This window comes from Paenibacillus naphthalenovorans, from assembly GCF_001465255.1.
Classification (GTDB): domain Bacteria; phylum Bacillota; class Bacilli; order Paenibacillales; family NBRC-103111; genus Paenibacillus_G; species Paenibacillus_G naphthalenovorans.
Map to the genome: position 1 here is coordinate 3,476,944 of NZ_CP013652.1, position 18,046 is coordinate 3,494,989.

Genomic DNA, 18,046 nt, shown 5'->3' on the forward strand with positions numbered 1-18,046 from the left:
CGCCTCGTCAACCCCCGGGAATACAGGACTTTTCTCCCTCAAGCGCCTCCGGCCATAGGTATATTGTAGCTTGTAATCCGTTTTTTTACAGGTAATTATATCCAATTGATACGGATTAGCGAAATCTTACACTGGCTACGCTGCTTAATACGACCGGTTCGCTATGCGGCTGGCCCAGAAGGGATCGGTTCACCTCTATGATGGCGACAATGGACGGGCCGTAGATGGTTACGTTCACGCTGCGTGTCGTTTGCCGGTCTGTAGAGCTGTGGACGGTGATGGTCCGATTCAGCACATAAGGATACGTTGGGTTGGTAACATATTCCAAATGGTGGACAATAGGGGCTTCCTTCAAATGGCTTCTGGACAAAGGAGTCAATTCCGGACCAAGCTTTAAATTGAGCCGCAAATACTTGTAAAAATCATCCGTTCCCCTTGCGCTGTCCCAGACCAAACGGCCAAGCGCGGCTTCCCTCTTGTCTATATTCAAGGAAGCCGCGTGGGTTGCCCGATCAAGCAGCGGTTTTGTTTTGGTCAGGCTGTGCGTTTGCATCATCCAGTTGAAGGCCGTAACCCAGAGGAAGGCGGCCGCTATGATCCCAAAAAGAGCGAACAGCAGCAGGTGTGCGCTGCCTTCCTCCCTTCTTAGCAGCTTTTTCAAGGGGCGGTCGCCGTTACGGCACCGCTCACCTGGTTGACTGTGGCGGTCGAGATGCTCGTGTGAAGATTTGTGCCTTTGGCACCGACGGCCGGCCCCACCTGCGTTCCCGCAATAAACATAGCGGCGCCCCCCAATAACACGGTAAGAAGACAAGCAATAACTAATTTACCCATTTAAAATCATCCTTCCTTATATAATAGTGGTTATCCCTGAAAACTCGTCATCAGCTGCTCGGAGATCGTGATGACCCACGGATACAAAAAAAGGAGTACAATCATGCCGAAAGGAATCATGATGTAAAAGCTGATCCAGACAGGCGCATTCTCGATTTTCCGGTTGATCTCGGCCGCCAGTGTCGTTTCGATGCCCGCCGTTTGCTCCTTAAGCACCTGGGCCACTTCCCTGGCATCGGCTTGACTGATCGCTTCCAGTGCATTAACCAGCGGAAATACCTCGGAAATGCCTACGGATTCCTTGAATCTCCAAATGGCGGCGCGCCGATCTCTGCCCCACATGACCGTCAGCTCCTGAAGGTGCGGGCTCAACAGCTTTAGCGGCCTTCCGGCGCGAATCAGCATGTCGCGAATATCCGCCTTGTCGCTCACACAGACCGACAGACGCTCGGCCAGCTTCGCGATTTCCATTAAATACTCGCCCCTCCTCCTGCTTGCCGAAGCAAGCACGAACAGCATCGGCATCCACCATCCGACCGCAATGCAGGCGCCCCCCTTCAGCAGCAGCCATATCCATGATCCGGTTGACTGGCCGTATATCCCTTCCGGATTCGTAAGTTGCGCTGCAAGGCCCAACGATAAGAGCGACAAAGCCATTCCTGCGCGCAAAACCAGAAACCGGTTGTAGCTCCAATCGGACGGAAGACCTGCCAGACGAGCCTTCTCCGCAAAATCACGCGCTCGCGGATTCTCGATCTCTTTTTCCATAGCGAGGACGTCCCGCTCTCTTCTCTTCGCCCGCTCCAGCATAAGGGCTAACCGGTTCGCACGTCCCAACCCCATCCTCAGGCGTCCGAGCAGCGTAAACCAAAGCAAGGCGCTGCCGCCCGTAAATAGACCTATAAATACAGCTTTATGAGATACGATCCATATGTTCCAAAACAAACCCAGCATGTCGTCGCCTCCGTTAAAAAGCCTTCCGTCCCGACCGGACCACAAGCAGCATAGATACGAACATGACGGCAAAAGAGACGACCAGCAGCATTTTACCGCCAGGATTAAGAAAATAGTGGCTGTAGTTCGCTGCGTCTGCATAAATGTTGAACCCCACCACGAAAAAGGCGAATCCGATCATAAATGAAGTCCCGAGCCGGTACACAGTAATCATGGCCAGACGGTTTTCCTCATTGCGCTTGGCCGTTTGCATCCGGCTGACCAGATGATGCAGCGACTCCGTCATGTCCGTTCCGTAATGGGCCCCGATCAACAAAAGATCGGCCAGATCGTCCGCCCATTCACTTTGCACACGCCGTGCGAATTCATAAAGAGCCTCATCGACCGGCTTCATATGCAGCGCAAGTTCGAGCCGCCTCCACTCGCTTTTCACCTCATCGGGCATGGTACGCGAGGACTTGACGATGATGTCCGCAAGCGTAAGACTGGGCCGGTAGTGTCCGATCAGGTTCTGTACGAGCATGATCATGCGGAGCGCAATCCGGTGCCGCTTGTGCTGCACCCGAAACCGGACATAGAAATACGGCAGAGATCCGAGCAGGATGGCGACCGCCCCGCTCAGCGTCCAAACATGGTAGCCGGGTGCACTGATGACCCCATAGGCATATCGCTGCTGCAGCAGTCCCATAGCGGCATCCGACCCGAAAAAGCCGGTAAGTCCGATCAACAGCATGAAAGCCATAACGACCTCTACGCCGATTTTCATGTCCGCCACTTCCATTTCCTCAGCCAAATGCTTTACCGGTTTCAGCTGAGTGATGGAAGCCCATGTGCCCCTTCGGGGACTGCTGCGTATGCCAAAGGAACGGAATCTTTTTCTTTGTCTCACCATGGAGTTGATTCCCTGAAATAGAAGAATAAGCAGGAGATACGAACCGGCGGCCCAGCCCCCCAACAATAAGCCTTTCAGACTGCCGTGCATAAGCTCGGCGGATACGCTCACGATCCCCACACTCCCAGCTCGCGAAATTCGTGCGGTTGCGCACCGTTTGCGATCAAATGCTCCATCAGCGGTTTGCTGAGCTGCTCCCCGGTGAAGCGCCAGTGATGCCGCTGATAATCCCACTCGACCAGCGGCCGGATACATACCTCCTGACGCTCGTCAACGGACAGTTCCGTGATTTCCGTAACTACACGGACATACTTGCCGTTTAACCGGATCAGGCGCAGGAAGACCACCACGTTAAAGGCTCTGGCCACGCGGCGAATGGCGTCTTTGTGATCGTGCTGCCGTCCGTCCTGCTTGATCATATCCACTACATCGCTGATAAACGATTCACGGTATTTGGTGTGCATCGTTCCCATCATGTCGTGGCCGCGCAAAGCCCCCTGCACCATCTGGGAAACCTCGGAGCCTTTGGCCTCGCCGACAATAACCCAATGGGGGCTCATGACGAGCAGCGGCTTAAACGACTCTTCCATCGTAAGCCCGATTTCCTCCACTTCCCGTACGGCCAGAATGTTCCGCGTACCGCGCAGACGCTCACGCAAAGCCACCTCAAATTCCTTTTCCAGTGTCCGGATTCGTTCGTTTTGGGGAATTTCCTGAGCCAGCGCAAACAGAAATGTCGTCTTGCCCGTCGCCGTTCCTCCGCCAATGAGAAAGCTCGCATGGTAGCGGATCAGAAGCTGCAGCAGCCGCGCCATCCGGTGATCGATCGTTTGAAGCTCTACCAGATGACCAAGCGTCACGTCCTTTACAATGAAGTTGCGGATATGAATGCTTGGAACGTCGGAATACGGCGGACGGGTCATCACTAGACGAGAGCGATTCCACATATAGGACTGGATGAACGGCTGCCTTTGGTTGATCGGCTTTTTACCGCAGAGCGACAAACGGTCCTGGAGCAAAAGCACATCCGCCAAGGAGGCGAATTTCCTGTGGTGCCGGATCATCTCTCCGCCGCGGAGCAGATATATATCGCAGCCGATCACCTGCACTTCTTCCACATCAGGCAGCCGGTACAGATCTTCAATAAGTCCTGCGCCGCAGGTTTCGGCAAACACGCATTCCGTCGGGGACAGCGGGGAAATCAACGTATCCGGATCGATATCCATCCGATATTCCATCAAGAGGGTATCAATGACCGCTTTCATTCGCGCCCCGGCTGCCGGATCGCCAAGTCCAGCCTGTAAAATGTCTTCGTACAGCGCCTGATCCTTTTTCGATCGTTCACTTAAATGCTCGTACACCAATTTAGAGGCTTCCCGCAGCGTCATTCGCCGTTCCGGCCGGGATGGCAGGACCGCCAGCCGGTTTTGGGTCTGCCGCGCTTGCATGATGTCTTTCAAATATTGACCCGCATCAAAACGAATTCTTGGCTGCATGCGGGAAGATAACCGTTCGCCCGGTGTCATTCGTTTCTCCTCCTTATCCGAAAAGCGCGGTCCACCGCTGCAGTAAACCGATTTTGCGGCGAACGGTTCCTCCTGCCAGTGCTGCTCCTCCCTGTTCGTTCGTTGGAGCAAGCCTCGCGGCCAGGCGGTCGATTTGCGTTGTGAAGCTTTCCGTCCCCGAGCTCAAATAAAGGGGATTTCCTTCATGGACCGCTTTGCGGCCAAGTCCTCCCCCGAGATTCGGAACGGCAGCGGCAAGCGGCATACGCAAAAGCTCCGCGATTCGTTCGGGCTTGTCATCAGCCGTAGTCCGATTCAGGATAAAAGAAACATCCCCAGGAACGAGTCCGGCATATTTCCAATAGCATTCGTACCATTCTCCCCAGCTCATTTGAAATGATGCGTAATGATTCTGCGCTACAAGCCAGCGGTGGTCTGCCTCGCGCACGGTGCAGATGGTCGCGGCATTGTCCGGGTAAGAGTTCAAATCGACGATCGTAATGTCAAAAGCCGCCCGGGCGGTTCGAAGCAGATGGGCCATCATTTCCGGCGTCACATCCAGCGCCGTGTCACGCCTGCGGGAACCGGTCAGAATGTGAAGGTTCGGGATTTTGCGGTACGATACGCACGCATCGATCAAATCGCCGGGGGTAAGCGTCTGGGTCTGCAGCTTCGGCCGAAGCTTGAATCCGCTAGGATCAGGATCGGTCAAATTCAAGAAGGAGCGAATCTCGGGATTATGCAGATTGCCGTCGATGAGACCAATGGTCATCCTGCCGGAAGCGGCCAAAGAGAGCGCAGTGCTCACGGCAATGGTCGTAGCGCCATCTTTGCTGGCAGCAGACCATACAGCCGTCAGTGATCCTTCCCGGTGACCCGGACTACCCGGACTGTCCTTGCGGTCTCCGTTCACTATAGAGGCAAACGCTTCAAGCATGCCGTCACCGGTAAGACCGATCGGTATAATGGTATAATGATGCTGATCGGCCATCCGGCTGATCGCCTCCAGCAAAAACGAATCATAGACCGATGCGTCCAGCGCAATTGCTGCCTGTGCCTGCGGCTGTCTTCGGCTCAGTTCCTGCACCCACTCCCACGGGTACACATCATAAAATACTCCGGCATGCACCATCACAAGATCAAACGGCTCTTCAAGCCGGGAGAAAAACGATTCCCTGCCGCGAATATGACGGATATCGAGTCCGCGAACGCTTCCCAACAGGGCGCTCAGCCGGTCTGCGGCATCCGCCTCCGGATGAATCAGCAATAATTTGGTCATGACGTAGGCTGCACCTCCTTGGTGTTCGAGCTTGTTCCTGTATTTTCATTACCGCTGACCTGGCTTTGATCAAGCTCCCCCTCCACTTGTATTTGCCCTTTCGTTTGGGTAAACGCATCGGCTGCTTTCAGCTCGCGAAACAGTGCCGTAACGGTTCCGGAGTCTGAACCAGGCTTGGTCAGATCGGGTAAAGCCAGCTTAATCCTGCCGGCAATACTTCCCAACACATAAGCCTCGTACACGTCGTCGTTCATCAGGTAGGTGTTCAGCTCCGGCTTTCCGTTCGGTTTGGAGCGGGCATTCTGAAGCTGTTGGCGGTTCGATTGCACGACCGCTTCCACTGCCGTGGCATCGGTCACCTCCGGTCCTTCAGGCGTTTTCACGCCGGTAACCGGAAGCTGCTCGATGACTTTAACTGCTCCGACGCTCCATGTGGCTCCCGAGGCGGTCTTAATCAGCTTCGGGTTATCAAACTCTACCCAAACGTCCACCCGATCGCCCTTCCGTACCATATTGCCCACATTCGCCGCCGCATCCGTTTTGAAGCTGAAATACCGCTCTCCTTCCCTCGGCACAAGCCGTTGGTCCGATAGCTTCCACAAGACCAATTCCTCATTATCCGCAATGGGAACCAGCACTGTTTGACCGATCAGCGCATGGACATCCGTCACGGCCTCCGGGTGGTGCGCCGCAACCGGAATCACCGCTTTGCGCAGCATGGAGGCTTCAATCACCTCGCCGCTGTGCAGCATGCGCACCGGTTTAACGGTATCCATGGTTTCGACCTGAAACTCCGTATGCTTCATGAACTGCCAATACCCTGCGACAGATCCCGCCATCAACAGACAGCCCAGCAGGGCGACGATCCACGTTCTTTGCATCTGTGCTATCCTCCCTTAATGACTCCTTTGAAAAAGCCGCAGCAGCTTGCCGCTTCCATTGCCGGACGGACGCGCTTCAACCGGCAGCAGGCGGTTTAGCCATGGCTGCATCGCATCCCGAAGCGCCCTTCGAACCGGTGGCGCATCGTGCGGGAGACGCCCGTTCCATTCGGCCGCCGCCAGGACGGCGATGTCCAAAGCAGGCAGCAGGCACGCCGGACGTTGCGGCAATAAGCGAAGCCAGGCCTCGGCTTTGGCCGTGCGCGGGCATTTATTCACGATGCAGTGCAGCCGTCGGCCGGGTCCGATCCAGCTTTGCAGCTGCCGCTGCACGCGCGAAACGGCGGGAAGCTCCAGCTTGTGTACGAACGGATCGACGGTGTAGACAACATCCGTCGCCGTATCGAGCAGCTGCTGAACAGCGGGCTGCTCCCACTGCGCGCCGATGTCTGCAATCAGCACCGGGCGGCGGACGGCGTGAAACAGCTTGAACCAGTAGCTCGGGTCTTCCATCGGCGATCCCGCTTCTTCCACGGGCTCTGCGGGAAGCCACAGCGTATGGCCGTCCGTCCACGGATGCTCCGCAGGATGCCCGGAGCCTCCACCCGGCGCGTTGTAGCAGCGGTACCCCGGCGGCGCATGCTTGTCCGCCAGCAGCAGCGCGTGCAGCTCCGCACGCGGCGTGGGCGGCTCGATCAAGGCATGCGGCACGCCTTGATCGTGCAGCAGCCGCGCGAGTGCGAGCGCGGCGAAGGTGGCTCCGGCGCCGGGGTACAGCGCGCCGACCGCCACCACGAGCGGCGGTGTCCACGCCGCTCCCCCCGCCGCCGCGGATGCCGCCGGCATCCGCTGTGCCGCAAGCCAGCGCCGCAGCACAGCCCCCGCCTCGCGGGCGCTCGCGTAGCGGTCCTCGGGGCTTGCGCGCAGCAGGCGCAGCACGAACGGCGCAATCCCCGGGGGCAGCGCCGTCCCCTCGCCGGGCAGGCTCCGGGTGCTGTAGTACGCGCCTCCGCTCAGCAGAAAATACATCAGCGCCCCAAGCCCGTACAGGTCGGTGCGCGGGTCGCTCTGCCGTCCCTCCAGCTGCTCGGGAGCGGCAAAACCGACGGTACCGATGCAGACCGTATCTGCCTTCCGGTCCGGTTTAAAGCTGCGCGCCGTACCAAAATCGATGAGACGCAGCTGCCCGCCGGCGTCCAGCATCAAATTGGACGGCTTCAAATCACGGTGAATGATCGGCTCCGGACGGATCGAGTGCAGATAATCGAGAAGATCGCATAGCTGCAGCGCCAGCTCGGCCGCCTGCTTCTCCGTCATCCGCTTCCCCTGCCTTTCGAAACGCTGCAGCAGCGTCTCCCCCTCGATATAATCCATCACCAGATAAAGGAAGCCCTGCCGGGTGAGCGGCACATAATCCACGATATCCGGAAGATTCGGATGGCTGAGCCGGCTCATGGTCTCCGCTTCCGCCAGCAGAATATGCCTCCGCTTGGCCGTTTCCGCTTCCTCTTCGCCAAAAGCCGACCCGTCGCCCACATACGTTTCCTTCACCGCCCAGCGTTTACCCTTCAGCTTCAAATCATCCGCCAAAAATACGCTGCTCATCCCGCCTTTTCCAAGCTGCGCCGCAATCCGGTAACGTCCTGCCAGTACATCACCGGGTTTCAATCCCATGGTGTGCCTTGCCATGATCCACCTGCCCTTTCTTTTGCGTATCCTTTCCCGGAACGGCAAAAAACCGCCTTACGCATGCCGATTCGGCATGACATAAGGCGGTTCTTCCGCACGTCATATGGATTTTTTAAACGATCAAAGAATGTTTAAGCTCACTAAAGCGTTGAAGTAATCCAAGAAATGCTGCACCAAGGAAAACTACCATTAAAAACAATCTGGCATCTTCGACAAGACTCCGTTAGGAGTTTTTTATAAAATAGCATAGTTTTCCAAAATATTCAAGCCTTTTTTTATTTCACAAGGGCCTGATTCACACATGGCCAATACGCGGGAACGGCCCGGTACTGAACGAGAAGAATCCCGGTACTGCACGGGACCCGGCATCCCATTCACCGATATCGGAGGCAACCATCCGCTAGCGCATGCTGAAGATATCCATTCTTAACACTTTGTAAATTCCCCGCAGACATCCACAAACAATTTACATTCAATTAACCTTGAGAAAACATGGACCCGCTACAATGAGTCATGGATTAGAAGTAAACCATCCCGGAAAGGAGTTCCTTCATGTCCACGCTGGAAAACAATGCCCTGGCACGCGGGACCATGAAAAAAAAGAAACTTGCCTTCTCCAAAGGTCTCAAGCTTCAATCGCTGCGGTCCGTCCGCTTCAAGGAACAGGCGCTGGCTTATGTCTTCCTGGCTCCGTCCCTGCTGCTGTTCGGCGTGTTTCTGTTCTATCCGCTGCTGAAATCGGTGTATCTCAGCCTTCACTTGACCGATCCCCGCGGAAGGATAGCGGCATTCGCCGGTCTCGACAACTTCAAAGAGCTGTTCGCTTCGGACGCCTTTATGAAGAGCCTGCAGGTGACGCTCTCATTTACGCTCCTGACCGTGCCCACCTGCATTATCCTGGCGCTCCTCCTGGCCGCTCTTACGCACAACAAGCTGGGCGGGATGCGTTGGTTCCGGTTCGTCTTCTCGCTTCCCGTAGCCATTTCCGTCGGAACCGGCTCCGTCATCTGGATGATGCTGTACCATCCGAGCCTCGGGACGCTCAATTACTTTCTTACCCTGATAGGCTTGAATCCCGTAAATTGGCTGACCGATCCGGCCTGGGCCCTGGTTTCGGTCGCCATCATGACGATTTGGATGAATCTGGGCTTCAACTATATCGTCCTGCTCAGCGGGCTCCAAGGCGTGCCGGAGGACATCTACGACAGCGCCAGGATCGACGGCTCCGGGCCGCTGCGCACCTTTGCCCGCATCACCCTCCCGCTCGTTTCCCCCACCCTCTTTTTTGTGGGAATCGTTTCGGTGATCGGGGCTTTTCAATCGTTCGGGCAAATTCACATCTTAACTAAGGGAGGACCGATGAACAGCACCGATGTCATCGTATTTAACATCTATCAGGATGCGTTCGTCAATTTCCGCTTTGGCATCGGCAGCGCGCAGGCGCTTGTTCTGTTTGCGATCATTCTGATTCTGACGGCGGTGCAGTTCCGCTTTCTGGAAAAGAAGGTGCATTACCAATGACGTCCCGTCTGCAGAATACGCTGATCTATGCCGTTCTGACGATCGCCGCCGTCATCATGCTCTATCCGATCGCTTACACGCTGTCGGCCGCCATGATGACGAATGCCGAGTCGGCCACCTATCCGCCCAGGCTGCTTCCCGGAAGTCTGAATTTTGAAAACTATTTGTCCGTGCTGCAGCTGATTCCGGTCGGGCGGTTCATTGCGAACAGCTTTTTCGTTTCCGGCGTCATTATGATCGGACAGCTCATTACGGCCAGCATGGCCGCATATGCCTTCGCCTTCCTGCGGTTTAAGGGCAAATCGGCATGGTTTGCCCTCTTTATGTCCACGATGATGATTCCGTGGGAAGTTACGATCATTCCCAATTACTTGACCGTCAAAAGCTGGGGCTGGCTCGATACGTATCAGGGCTTGATCGTTCCGTTCCTCGCTACGGCGTTCGGAACGTTCCTGCTCCGCCAGTTTTTCCTGCAGCTTCCGGGGGAGCTGTTCGAAGCCGCCAAAATCGACGGCTGCGGCCATCTGCGAAGTTTCTTCCGGCTTGTGCTGCCATTGTCCAGACCTGCACTGGCCACGCTCGGCGTGTATTCGTTTCTGACGCATTGGAACATGTACCTGTGGCCGCTGCTCATCACCAACGGTGAAGCGATGCGTACGGTACAAATCGGCATCAGCATGCTTCAGTTTGAAGAAATGACCTCGTGGAACCTGGTGCTCGCCGGCGTCGTCATGGTCATGCTTCCCACGCTTGTCCTCCTCGCGCTCGGTCTTAAGCAGCTGGTGCAGGGGATGACCGCCGGAGCGGTCAAAGGGTAACCAACCGCGCCATGGGCCTACTAACGGGTCCGGCGCCCGATATAAATCTATTCCAAAGGAGAGATCAACCGTGATAAAACCACTCAAGCTGAACCAAAAATCCTCTTTAACGCTCCTGCTTGCTTTTGTCATGCTGGTTTTGGCGGCATGCGGGGGAACGACTGCCGGCGGGGGCGACAGCAAGCCTGAGGCAGGCGAAGCCAATGGAACGGAAGCGCCGAAGGCCTCCGAGCCGGTCAAAGTCGTGTGGTGGCACTCGATGAGCGGAGAGCTCGGCAAAGCGGCGGACAAGCTGGTAGCCGACTTTAACGCCTCGCAAAAGAATGTCGTGGTGGAGGCCGTATTTCAAGGCACCTATGATGAGAGCCTGAACAAAATGAAGGCGTCCATGGATTCCAAGAGTGGCCCGGCGCTGATCCAGGTATATGAAATCGGCAGCCGCTTCATGATCGATTCCAAAGCGATCACCCCGATACAGCAGTTTATCGATGAGGAGAAATTCGATATATCCGCATTGGAAGAAAATATTTTGAACTATTACACCTTCGACGGCAAGCTGTATTCGATGCCTTTTAACACGTCCAACCCGATCCTGTACTACAACAAGGATATGTTTAAAGCGGCCGGCCTCGACCCGGAAAAGCCGCCGGCCACGTATGAAGAAGTAGCCGAAGCCGCCAAGAAACTGACCAAGGACGGACAAACGGGCGCCTCCTTCGCCATTTACGGCTGGTTCATGGAGCAGTTCTTCGCTAACCAGGGCGCCGAGCTCGTCAATAACGGCAACGGGCGTACAAGTCCCGCAACGGACTCGCTGCTGGGAAGCGAGGCGGGCGTCAAAACGATGACTTGGTGGAAGCAAATGATCGATGACAAAACGATGCTCAACCTCGGACGTAAAACGGACGATACGAAAAAAGCGTTCGCCGCCGGACAAATCGCCATGACGCTGGATTCCACGGCAGCTTTGCGCGGCATCGTGAACGCAGCGGAAGGCAAATTCGAAGTCGGCACCGCCTTTCTGCCGAAGCCCAAGGACGCTCAAGACGGCGGCGTTATCGTTGGCGGCGCGAGCTTATATATCCTGAACAACCGATCCGAAGCCGAGCAGAAGGGCGCCTGGGAATTCATCAAATTCCTGACCGAACCGAAGCAGCAGGCCTTCTGGTCCGTCAACACGGGATACTTCCCGATTACGAAAAAGGCATACGACGAACAGCTTGTTAAGGATAATATGGCGAAATATCCGCAGTTTAAAACGGCGGTAGACCAGCTGCACCAAACCAAAGCGAACAAAGCGACGCAGGGCGCAGTCATGGGCGTTTTCCCTGAAGCGCGTCAGCTCACCGAAGGGGCGATCGAGGAAATTCTGAACGGCAAAAAATCGCCGAAAGAAGCTCTCGACGGCGCAGCAAAGGAAATTTCCGCCCGAATCCAACAGTACAACAAAACCGTAAGCAAGTAAGCAAAAGCATACGACAAAGCCGAGGGGAATTACACCGCCCTCGGCTTTGTTTGGCTTCTATATTTTTTCGATCATGCTGCGGGCGACCCATACGCCTGCCGCGCCCGCTTGCGCCAGCCCCCGAGTCACGCCTGCGCCGTCCCCTCCGCAGTACAAGCCCTCGATCTCCGTCTCCAGACGCTCGGTAAGCTTGGGCCTTGCCGAGTAAAACTTGGCTTCTACACCGTAGAACAATGTATGCTCGGACGCAATGCCCGGAGTCACCTTGTCGAGCGCCTCCACCATCTCAATCAGGCTCTTCATCGTATTGTAAGGAAGCACCAACCCCAGATCGCCCGGCACCGCTTCTTTGAGCGTCGGCTCCAAAAAGCCCTCCTTGATTCTCGTTTCCGTGGAACGTCTGCCCCGGATAATATCGCCGTATTTCTGTACGATGACCCCGCCGCCGGATAAATCGTTGGCCCGCTTGCATATTTCCCGCGCATACTCATTCGGCTTATCGAACGGCTCCGTAAACCGGTGCGACACCAGCAGTGCGAAGTTCGTATTGGTTGAGCCAAGCGCAGGGTCTTTATAGGCATGGCCGTTAGCGGCCATCACGCCGGAATGATTTTCAACGACCACATGGCCGGACGGATTGCTGCAGAAGGTGCGTACGCGCGTACCGACCGACGTATTGAAGATGAATTTTCCTTCGTATAAATGCTCGTTGATTTCATGCATCACCACATCGGACGTTTCCACGCGCACACCTACGTCCACCTGATTGTTATACATTTTGAGACGGCGCTTGCGCAGCACCTCGGTGAGCCAGGCCGATCCGTCCCGGCCGGGAGCGACCAGCACCTTGTCGGCTTCAACTTCTTCACCGTTTTTGAGGACGATACCTTGGATACGGTGCCCGTCCTCCGTCTTTGCCGTCAACAGATCGGCTACCTCCGTCTTGAACTGCATATCGATTTTGGTTTTCAAGTAGGCGTTGATGGAGCGCAGGATTTCCAGGTTTTGCTCGGTGCCCAGATGCCTTACCTGGGCCCTCAGCAGCTTCAGCCCGGCCGCATAACCCCGCTGTTCTATGGAGCGGACCACTGGAGTGGTCGGATCGGTTACGTTCTCCGTCGCCCCGTGTTTGAGATTGATGGCGTCCACATAGCGGATCAAATCGAGCACGCGCGATGGAGGGAGATAATCCGTCAGCCAGCCGCCGAATTCGGTCGTAATGTTGAACTTGCCGTCGCTGTACGCCCCGGCTCCGCCGAAACCGGCGGTAATCGAACAGGCAGGTAAACAGCCGGCGTACTCCTTTTTGCCTGCAGGCGGCGGACACAGCTGAATCTTCTCCTCTAGGATGGGACATCTTCTGCTGTCAATATCGTGCCCTTTATCAATCAGCAGCACCTTGAGCTGAGGCGCTTTCAATGTCAGCTCGTACGCTGCGAAAATTCCGGCCGGTCCGGCTCCGACAATAATAACATCGTATCGTTTTTTCATGAGTGAGTGTGCCTCCTTAGCATAATGAACGCAAACCAAAAAATCCCGGCTTCGAAAGGGTGCGGCAAGGCGCCCTGTTCGTAGCCAGGAATTTGCGGTTCCTTGGTAGAAACTCTTGACCCATATTGTCAAGGATATACGATCGGTAGAGTAAATATTAGGTTTTGAACACAACAGAATCATAAGTCAATTCTTGAATATTGTCAATGGCATATCGTAAAAATGTTCGTGTTCATCTTGCATTATTCGGATCGATTCCGTTTTCCGATATAACATTTAACCCGAAAGCCGAATGTTTTTGTCATCACACGAAAGAAGGAAAGTGATCTGTCGTCACTTTCCTTCCCGTTTACATCCACCTTTTCGTTTTCGGTCTGCGGCTTGTTTGGCGCTTTCTTTTCCTTCCTGCGGAGACAGAGCTTCTCCCGTTTCTCGTACCGTTCAGCTTCAGCGGCTTTCCGGCTGCCGCTTGTGATTCGTTAATCAGCCGGGCTATTTTTTTTAAGACCGGAGACATTTGCTCCGCCGACTGGTAGATAGAACTCATTTTATCCAGCGCGCTGATGACTTCATCGAGACCTTCGTTCACGTTGCGGATGACCGCAGGGAACCTGTTCAACATATTCAATCACCCTCTAATCGTTCCTCCGAATCTCAATTTATTGTATGCAGCAATAAGCCCGGACGGTTTAGGCGGATGACCCGGATGCCCCGAGGGCCCGCAAAATAAATTCCCAGCTCTGCTTTGCAGTCGAACACGGATCGTGGTGTGTATTTGAAAGAAGCGGTTGAAACGAATCATATTTCTTGTGAACCAGAATCATTCCGATGACCGTCATGAGGGCATGATCAAGCGAATCAAATTGAAACCGGCCTTCCTCCCGCCCTTTTTCCAACAGCTCCCGAACCTTGAACCAAACGGGATAAGTAAACGAGGTAACGATCGGCTTGCGCGGAGAATTCATCATAATTTCCTGCTGTACAATGGTGCTGAGCTCCATGTCCGTCATGCTGAAGTGGATGATCTCATGAACGAGCAGCTTCAGCCCCTCCACCGGATCTTTGAAAACGCCCTCAAACTGGGCCAACCGGTGACCGGGAAAGAAGGATTCGAAAATCGCCCGAAACACCTTTTCTTTGCCCCCGAAATAATAGGAGATGAGAGCAACATTAGCGCCCGCTTCCTCACAGATTTGCCGTACACTGGTACCGTCAAAGCCTTGTTGTGCAAATAGCTTCTTGGCCGAAAGCAGTATGCGGATCTTCATATCGGACTCGGTCTGTATCATAATGCATCTCCTTACCGGATTCTTTTAATTTCATTATGTAACTTTCCCCCATAGAGTGCAAGCCAAAGGCCGGCAGGATGACTGCCTGCCGGCCCCGTCATATTTCAGGCCCCCGTTGCAGCGGTATTCGCTGTCTTCGAATGTTCCGCTGCGGCCGGAATCGTTCCGGTTTCCTTACGCAGGCCTGTCGCCAGAAGCCCGACCGCCGCGCAGACGGTCATGATGAGAGCCAGTGCACCGATATCACGCGCCGTTCCCGGACCTCCGAATAACAGGTTCATAGCACCCTCTACCGCATAAGTAGCCGGCAGGTATTGGCTGATGGTAAAGTAAAAGCCGCCCAGGAGCTCACGCGGAACCATAGCGCCGGAAGACACCAGTTGAATCGATAGCATGGAGATATTAAAGAGCATACCCGCCATGCCGAAAACGATCAAAAACATTTGCGAGAAAAACATGAATGTCATCAGGAACAAGGCCTGGAACAGCCAGAAGGCCAGGAAACCGGAACCCATTTGTCCACCCAAAGCAACCACCAGCGAGGAACCGACCAGTGCAATCATGACGGCGGACACCGCATTGATGAAGACGCGGGCGCCGAATTTGCTCCATTTGGAATAACCCGCTCCGAGCATCCCCGTTGCCTGCTGCAGATTCATACCCATAATCATTGCGCCGACGAATGAAGCAAGCACCATCATCATCGGGATCATTTGGTTGTGCATCCCCTGAACCGGATTTGTAAATTCGAGATTCGCGGCCACCTTATCGGTCAATCCCCGGGCCATAGCCGCTGCTTCTTGCGCAGGAATATGGGCTTGTACCAGAATAGCTTGAGCGCCCGCTATCGCCGCTTCTTTGCCCACCGAGGCCGTCACGCCGCCGGCAACACTCTGCATCATGCTCTTGATCAGGGCCGGATTGGACTCGTTGATGGTATAGTTGATCTTCGCTTGCTGACCAGGGGTCTGCAGCTGCTTGGTAAATTCCGCAGGAATATGCAGCACCATCTGTACCTCACGCCCGTTCAGCATTTCCTTGGCTTTGTCCGCAGAGCGTTCGCTGATCAATTGAAAGGGCAGTGATTTTGTCAACTGCTCTTCCACTTTTCGTCCGAAACCGGGGTCATCGTTCACGACGGCGATTTTCAGTTGCTTCGTATTATCGTTCACGCCTTCATATCCGGTCATCCAAATCAGGCTGAATATAATTTGAAACATCATCGCCGTCATGATTCCTATCTTCGTAGCCGGCTTTTTCAAATACGCTTGTAAAGCTTGAAGCATGGTCTTTCTCTCCTCTTATGTATATATGTTAAATGCTTATTTTAATTAAACGTTTGTTTGAATCATATGAAATATCTTCCCTATTGTCAATACCTTACTACAGGGATTTGTTCGGGTATCCGATCCACCCTCGCAAGGCTCCCTGTTCTCCTGTAAATGACCGAATGCCATTTATAGTAGCCGCGGAGTCAACACCGACATAAACTGTATTGACTTTTTCGCTGCCGCAGGGAGCCTTGACGCAGTGGCGGTGGAGCCGGTATTCGTTACCGCGCGTTACCGCCTGCGCTTAAGAAGCGTCAATGACAATGCCTGTGCTTGCTGCGCAGAATAATGACCAGCAGGATGAAGAGCACCAAAATGAGAGCCGCTGAAGTATAGCCGTGTCCATGCCAATGATGATGGTGATGTTTTTTCGGTGTATAGATGTTGATCTCCTCGTAGCTGGCATGCACGTTGATCGGCGCGGGATATACAGGCTGCGGCAGCGATACGGGCGATACGTACGTCGGCATCGGACCTATGTTCGGGCCTACATTCGATAGCGGAGCATAGGCCGTCGGACCGACATGCGTTTTTGGTACAGCGGTAGGTTGATACTTTTCCATAAGGCGAACACCTCCATAAGATTTGACGAAAGCACAAGAAGCCAGCTTCATTTCTTGTGTTTTTGCGCATTCAAGCGTTCCCGGGAACTCGTTACTTGCCTTACTTGAACACACCATTAGTCTATGGAGAGATACCCAACGGGAGCACGGTGTTCACCTATGCCCGGGAGAAAAATAGACATTTACCGCCATCGGTCAAGGCAGGAAAAAAGCGTCCCATTCTGCTGTTTCCGGCAGAATGAAAGACGCCTTGGATTAGACATACGGATTATGCTCCCGTTCATAGCCAATGCTGGTCCTCGGGCCGTGGCCCGGGTATACAATGGTATCGTCCGGCAGTTCGAACAGCTTGCCGTGGATCGAATCCAGCAGCTCCTGATGACTCCCGCCCGGCAAGTCCGTACGTCCCACGGACAGCTTGAACAAGACGTCACCGCCGAACAAATGCTTGCCGTAGAGAAAGCTGACGCTTCCCGGGGAATGGCCTGGGGTATGGAACACCTTGAAGCTGAGGCCCAGTACCGATAAATTTTGCCCGTCGGCCAGCGAGTACTCGGCAGGAGCGGTAGTGATCGGTCCGGTAACATCAGGCCACCTGGCCGATCCGTTTTTCTTCGGATCCACCAGCCAATCCGCCTCGTCGTCATGCAAATAGACAGGGCAGCCCTTTAAACGGCGCAGCTCTTCTACCCCGCCTATATGATCAAAATGGGCATGTGTAAGCAGAATCGCTTCAATCTCCATGTCGGCCACGCGTTTGAGCAGCGGATTGGGATTCATGCCGGGATCGATGACAACCGCTTTGTTCTCGCCGGGGAGCGAGATCAAATACGCATTCGTCTGCAGAGGACCCAGAGAGAACGACTCAATGACAAGTTCCTTCGTTTCCATCGTCATCGGCTCAGAAGGAGGACAGCAGCTCGCGCAGTTCTTTTACGATGACGGTCTGGTAACCGGTCCCCTCACCATACTGACGGCCCATTTCCTCACGCGCAATTTTGATTTTATCTTGATAATCCGCAGCTTCACGGTCCGGATTCTCTTGTTTGAATTTGATCATAACCTCCTGCACATGCTTCGGACGCGGTCCCCACTGTCCCAGCACAAATCCGCTGAAATCCGTGAAAATGACGATCGGAATCGCCTCTCCGCCCATGGTCAGAAATTGCTCCATCACATCGGGATGCTCCTCTTTGATCAGAACTTCCGTCGGGATGCCGGAAATCTCCAAAGCGCGGAATACGACCGGCACATTGCGCACCACATCGCCGCACCAATCAGCAGCCAGAATAAGGCAGCGGAGGTCATCGCGGTTGTTCAGCGATTCAAAAAACGCCTTATCCTCTTCATCCTCCCACTTGAACAGATCGTACCACTCTTTGAATTTATCCTGATTCTTGGTCATCCCGTCGATAAACTGCTGCGGGGACAGCCCTTTGCGAAGCTTGCTGCTTAAGTTTTTGCTCATCGGAATCCATTCCTCCTTCAAATGTGCTGCTATGGGTTATTGTACCAAAAAAAAGTCCCCGCTCCA

Annotated in this window: 18 protein-coding genes and 1 riboswitch; of the genes, 3 read left to right on the top strand and 15 right to left on the bottom strand. The window is 54.5% G+C overall.

Features of this window, described 5'->3' with window-relative positions; all coding sequences use genetic code 11:
* Positions 1-115 precede the first annotated feature (115 nt).
* Genes IJ22_RS17065 through IJ22_RS17095 form a run of 8 tightly spaced genes read right to left on the bottom strand, consistent with a single transcriptional unit; the run spans position 116 to position 8,034 of the window.
* Positions 116-661: a hypothetical protein gene (locus IJ22_RS17065; protein WP_062409672.1), complete on the bottom strand. Its 546-nt coding sequence runs from the start codon at positions 659-661 to the stop codon at positions 116-118.
* Positions 658-834, bottom strand: a complete 177-nt coding sequence (locus tag IJ22_RS26570) for a hypothetical protein (RefSeq protein ID WP_171005906.1) — start codon at positions 832-834, stop codon at positions 658-660. The genes IJ22_RS17065 and IJ22_RS26570 overlap by 4 nt, the downstream gene beginning before the upstream one ends.
* A 30-nt stretch (positions 835-864) precedes the next feature.
* Positions 865-1,788 (bottom strand): hypothetical protein, encoded by a 924-nt coding sequence (locus IJ22_RS17070; protein WP_062409673.1) that lies wholly within the window; start codon positions 1,786-1,788, stop codon positions 865-867.
* A gap of 13 nt (positions 1,789-1,801) precedes the next feature.
* Complete coding sequence (locus IJ22_RS17075) at positions 1,802-2,791, bottom strand: type II secretion system F family protein (RefSeq protein WP_235594159.1); 990 nt, start codon at positions 2,789-2,791, stop codon at positions 1,802-1,804.
* On the bottom strand, positions 2,788-4,206 hold the full coding sequence (locus IJ22_RS17080) for an ATPase, T2SS/T4P/T4SS family (protein ID WP_062409675.1): 1,419 nt from the start codon (positions 4,204-4,206) through the stop codon (positions 2,788-2,790). The genes IJ22_RS17075 and IJ22_RS17080 overlap by 4 nt, the downstream gene beginning before the upstream one ends.
* Positions 4,207-4,219: 13 nt before the next feature.
* The gene (locus IJ22_RS17085; protein ID WP_062409676.1) at positions 4,220-5,464 is read right to left on the bottom strand and encodes a CpaE/TadZ family protein; all 1,245 of its coding nucleotides are present in this window, start codon (positions 5,462-5,464) and stop codon (positions 4,220-4,222) included.
* Positions 5,461-6,345, bottom strand: coding sequence for a CpaB family protein (locus tag IJ22_RS17090; protein ID WP_062409677.1), 885 nt, complete (start codon positions 6,343-6,345; stop codon positions 5,461-5,463). The genes IJ22_RS17085 and IJ22_RS17090 overlap by 4 nt, the downstream gene beginning before the upstream one ends.
* A 15-nt stretch (positions 6,346-6,360) precedes the next feature.
* Complete coding sequence (locus IJ22_RS17095) at positions 6,361-8,034, bottom strand: serine/threonine-protein kinase (protein ID WP_082660862.1); 1,674 nt, start codon at positions 8,032-8,034, stop codon at positions 6,361-6,363.
* Between the two features lie 591 nt (positions 8,035-8,625).
* On the opposite strand from IJ22_RS17095, the gene IJ22_RS17100 reads away from it, so the two are divergent.
* The 3 genes from IJ22_RS17100 to IJ22_RS17110 all read left to right on the top strand — a co-directional run bounded on the left by IJ22_RS17100 (position 8,626) and on the right by IJ22_RS17110 (position 11,838).
* On the top strand, positions 8,626-9,555 hold the full coding sequence (locus tag IJ22_RS17100; protein ID WP_375162512.1) for a carbohydrate ABC transporter permease: 930 nt from the start codon (positions 8,626-8,628) through the stop codon (positions 9,553-9,555).
* Positions 9,552-10,373, top strand: coding sequence for a carbohydrate ABC transporter permease (locus IJ22_RS17105; protein WP_062409680.1), 822 nt, complete (start codon positions 9,552-9,554; stop codon positions 10,371-10,373). The genes IJ22_RS17100 and IJ22_RS17105 overlap by 4 nt, the downstream gene beginning before the upstream one ends.
* 130 nt (positions 10,374-10,503) lie before the next feature.
* Entirely contained in the window at positions 10,504-11,838 is a 1,335-nt protein-coding gene (locus IJ22_RS17110) for an ABC transporter substrate-binding protein (protein WP_062411034.1), read from the top strand.
* A 57-nt stretch (positions 11,839-11,895) separates the two neighbouring features.
* Here IJ22_RS17110 and IJ22_RS17115 read toward each other — a convergent pair whose 3' ends face one another.
* From IJ22_RS17115 to IJ22_RS17145, 7 genes are all read right to left on the bottom strand, one after another.
* The gene (locus IJ22_RS17115; protein ID WP_062409681.1) at positions 11,896-13,329 is read right to left on the bottom strand and encodes an NAD(P)/FAD-dependent oxidoreductase; all 1,434 of its coding nucleotides are present in this window, start codon (positions 13,327-13,329) and stop codon (positions 11,896-11,898) included.
* A gap of 61 nt (positions 13,330-13,390) precedes the next feature.
* A riboswitch (purine riboswitch) is annotated at positions 13,391-13,491 on the bottom strand.
* Positions 13,492-13,678: 187 nt separating this feature from the next.
* The gene (locus IJ22_RS17120) at positions 13,679-13,951 is read right to left on the bottom strand and encodes a hypothetical protein (RefSeq protein WP_054818520.1); all 273 of its coding nucleotides are present in this window, start codon (positions 13,949-13,951) and stop codon (positions 13,679-13,681) included.
* A gap of 67 nt (positions 13,952-14,018) precedes the next feature.
* Complete coding sequence (locus IJ22_RS17125) at positions 14,019-14,618, bottom strand: TetR family transcriptional regulator (protein ID WP_054818519.1); 600 nt, start codon at positions 14,616-14,618, stop codon at positions 14,019-14,021.
* A gap of 104 nt (positions 14,619-14,722) precedes the next feature.
* Complete coding sequence (locus IJ22_RS17130) at positions 14,723-15,904, bottom strand: YhgE/Pip domain-containing protein (RefSeq protein ID WP_062409682.1); 1,182 nt, start codon at positions 15,902-15,904, stop codon at positions 14,723-14,725.
* Positions 15,905-16,203: 299 nt separating this feature from the next.
* Positions 16,204-16,512, bottom strand: a complete 309-nt coding sequence (locus tag IJ22_RS17135) for a YjcZ family sporulation protein (protein WP_074728703.1) — start codon at positions 16,510-16,512, stop codon at positions 16,204-16,206.
* Between the two features lie 255 nt (positions 16,513-16,767).
* Positions 16,768-17,403, bottom strand: coding sequence for an MBL fold metallo-hydrolase (locus IJ22_RS17140; RefSeq protein ID WP_062409683.1), 636 nt, complete (start codon positions 17,401-17,403; stop codon positions 16,768-16,770).
* A 10-nt stretch (positions 17,404-17,413) separates the two neighbouring features.
* Positions 17,414-17,980 (bottom strand): thioredoxin family protein, encoded by a 567-nt coding sequence (locus IJ22_RS17145; RefSeq protein WP_054818517.1) that lies wholly within the window; start codon positions 17,978-17,980, stop codon positions 17,414-17,416.
* Between the last annotated feature and the right edge of the window lie 66 nt (positions 17,981-18,046).

What these genes read in the sequence shown, in the direction of transcription:
- IJ22_RS26570 (WP_171005906.1), bottom strand. Translation starts at nt 834, where the DNA reads ATGGGTAAATTAGTTATTGCTTGTCTTCTTACCGTGTTATTGGGGGGC.
- IJ22_RS17070 (WP_062409673.1), bottom strand. Translation starts at nt 1,788, where the DNA reads ATGCTGGGTTTGTTTTGGAACATATGGATCGTATCTCATAAAGCTGTA.
- IJ22_RS17080 (WP_062409675.1), bottom strand. Translation starts at nt 4,206, where the DNA reads ATGACACCGGGCGAACGGTTATCTTCCCGCATGCAGCCAAGAATTCGT.
- IJ22_RS17085 (WP_062409676.1), bottom strand. Translation starts at nt 5,464, where the DNA reads ATGACCAAATTATTGCTGATTCATCCGGAGGCGGATGCCGCAGACCGG.
- IJ22_RS17090 (WP_062409677.1), bottom strand. Translation starts at nt 6,345, where the DNA reads ATGCAAAGAACGTGGATCGTCGCCCTGCTGGGCTGTCTGTTGATGGCG.
- IJ22_RS17095 (WP_082660862.1), bottom strand. Translation starts at nt 8,034, where the DNA reads ATGGCAAGGCACACCATGGGATTGAAACCCGGTGATGTACTGGCAGGA.
- IJ22_RS17100 (WP_375162512.1), top strand. Translation starts at nt 8,626, where the DNA reads ATGAAAAAAAAGAAACTTGCCTTCTCCAAAGGTCTCAAGCTTCAATCG.
- IJ22_RS17105 (WP_062409680.1), top strand. Translation starts at nt 9,552, where the DNA reads ATGACGTCCCGTCTGCAGAATACGCTGATCTATGCCGTTCTGACGATC.
- IJ22_RS17110 (WP_062411034.1), top strand. Translation starts at nt 10,504, where the DNA reads ATGCTGGTTTTGGCGGCATGCGGGGGAACGACTGCCGGCGGGGGCGAC.
- IJ22_RS17115 (WP_062409681.1), bottom strand. Translation starts at nt 13,329, where the DNA reads ATGAAAAAACGATACGATGTTATTATTGTCGGAGCCGGACCGGCCGGA.
- IJ22_RS17120 (WP_054818520.1), bottom strand. Translation starts at nt 13,951, where the DNA reads ATGTTGAACAGGTTCCCTGCGGTCATCCGCAACGTGAACGAAGGTCTC.
- IJ22_RS17125 (WP_054818519.1), bottom strand. Translation starts at nt 14,618, where the DNA reads ATGATACAGACCGAGTCCGATATGAAGATCCGCATACTGCTTTCGGCC.
- IJ22_RS17130 (WP_062409682.1), bottom strand. Translation starts at nt 15,904, where the DNA reads ATGCTTCAAGCTTTACAAGCGTATTTGAAAAAGCCGGCTACGAAGATA.
- IJ22_RS17135 (WP_074728703.1), bottom strand. Translation starts at nt 16,512, where the DNA reads ATGGAAAAGTATCAACCTACCGCTGTACCAAAAACGCATGTCGGTCCG.
- IJ22_RS17140 (WP_062409683.1), bottom strand. Translation starts at nt 17,403, where the DNA reads ATGGAAACGAAGGAACTTGTCATTGAGTCGTTCTCTCTGGGTCCTCTG.
- IJ22_RS17145 (WP_054818517.1), bottom strand. Translation starts at nt 17,980, where the DNA reads ATGAGCAAAAACTTAAGCAGCAAGCTTCGCAAAGGGCTGTCCCCGCAG.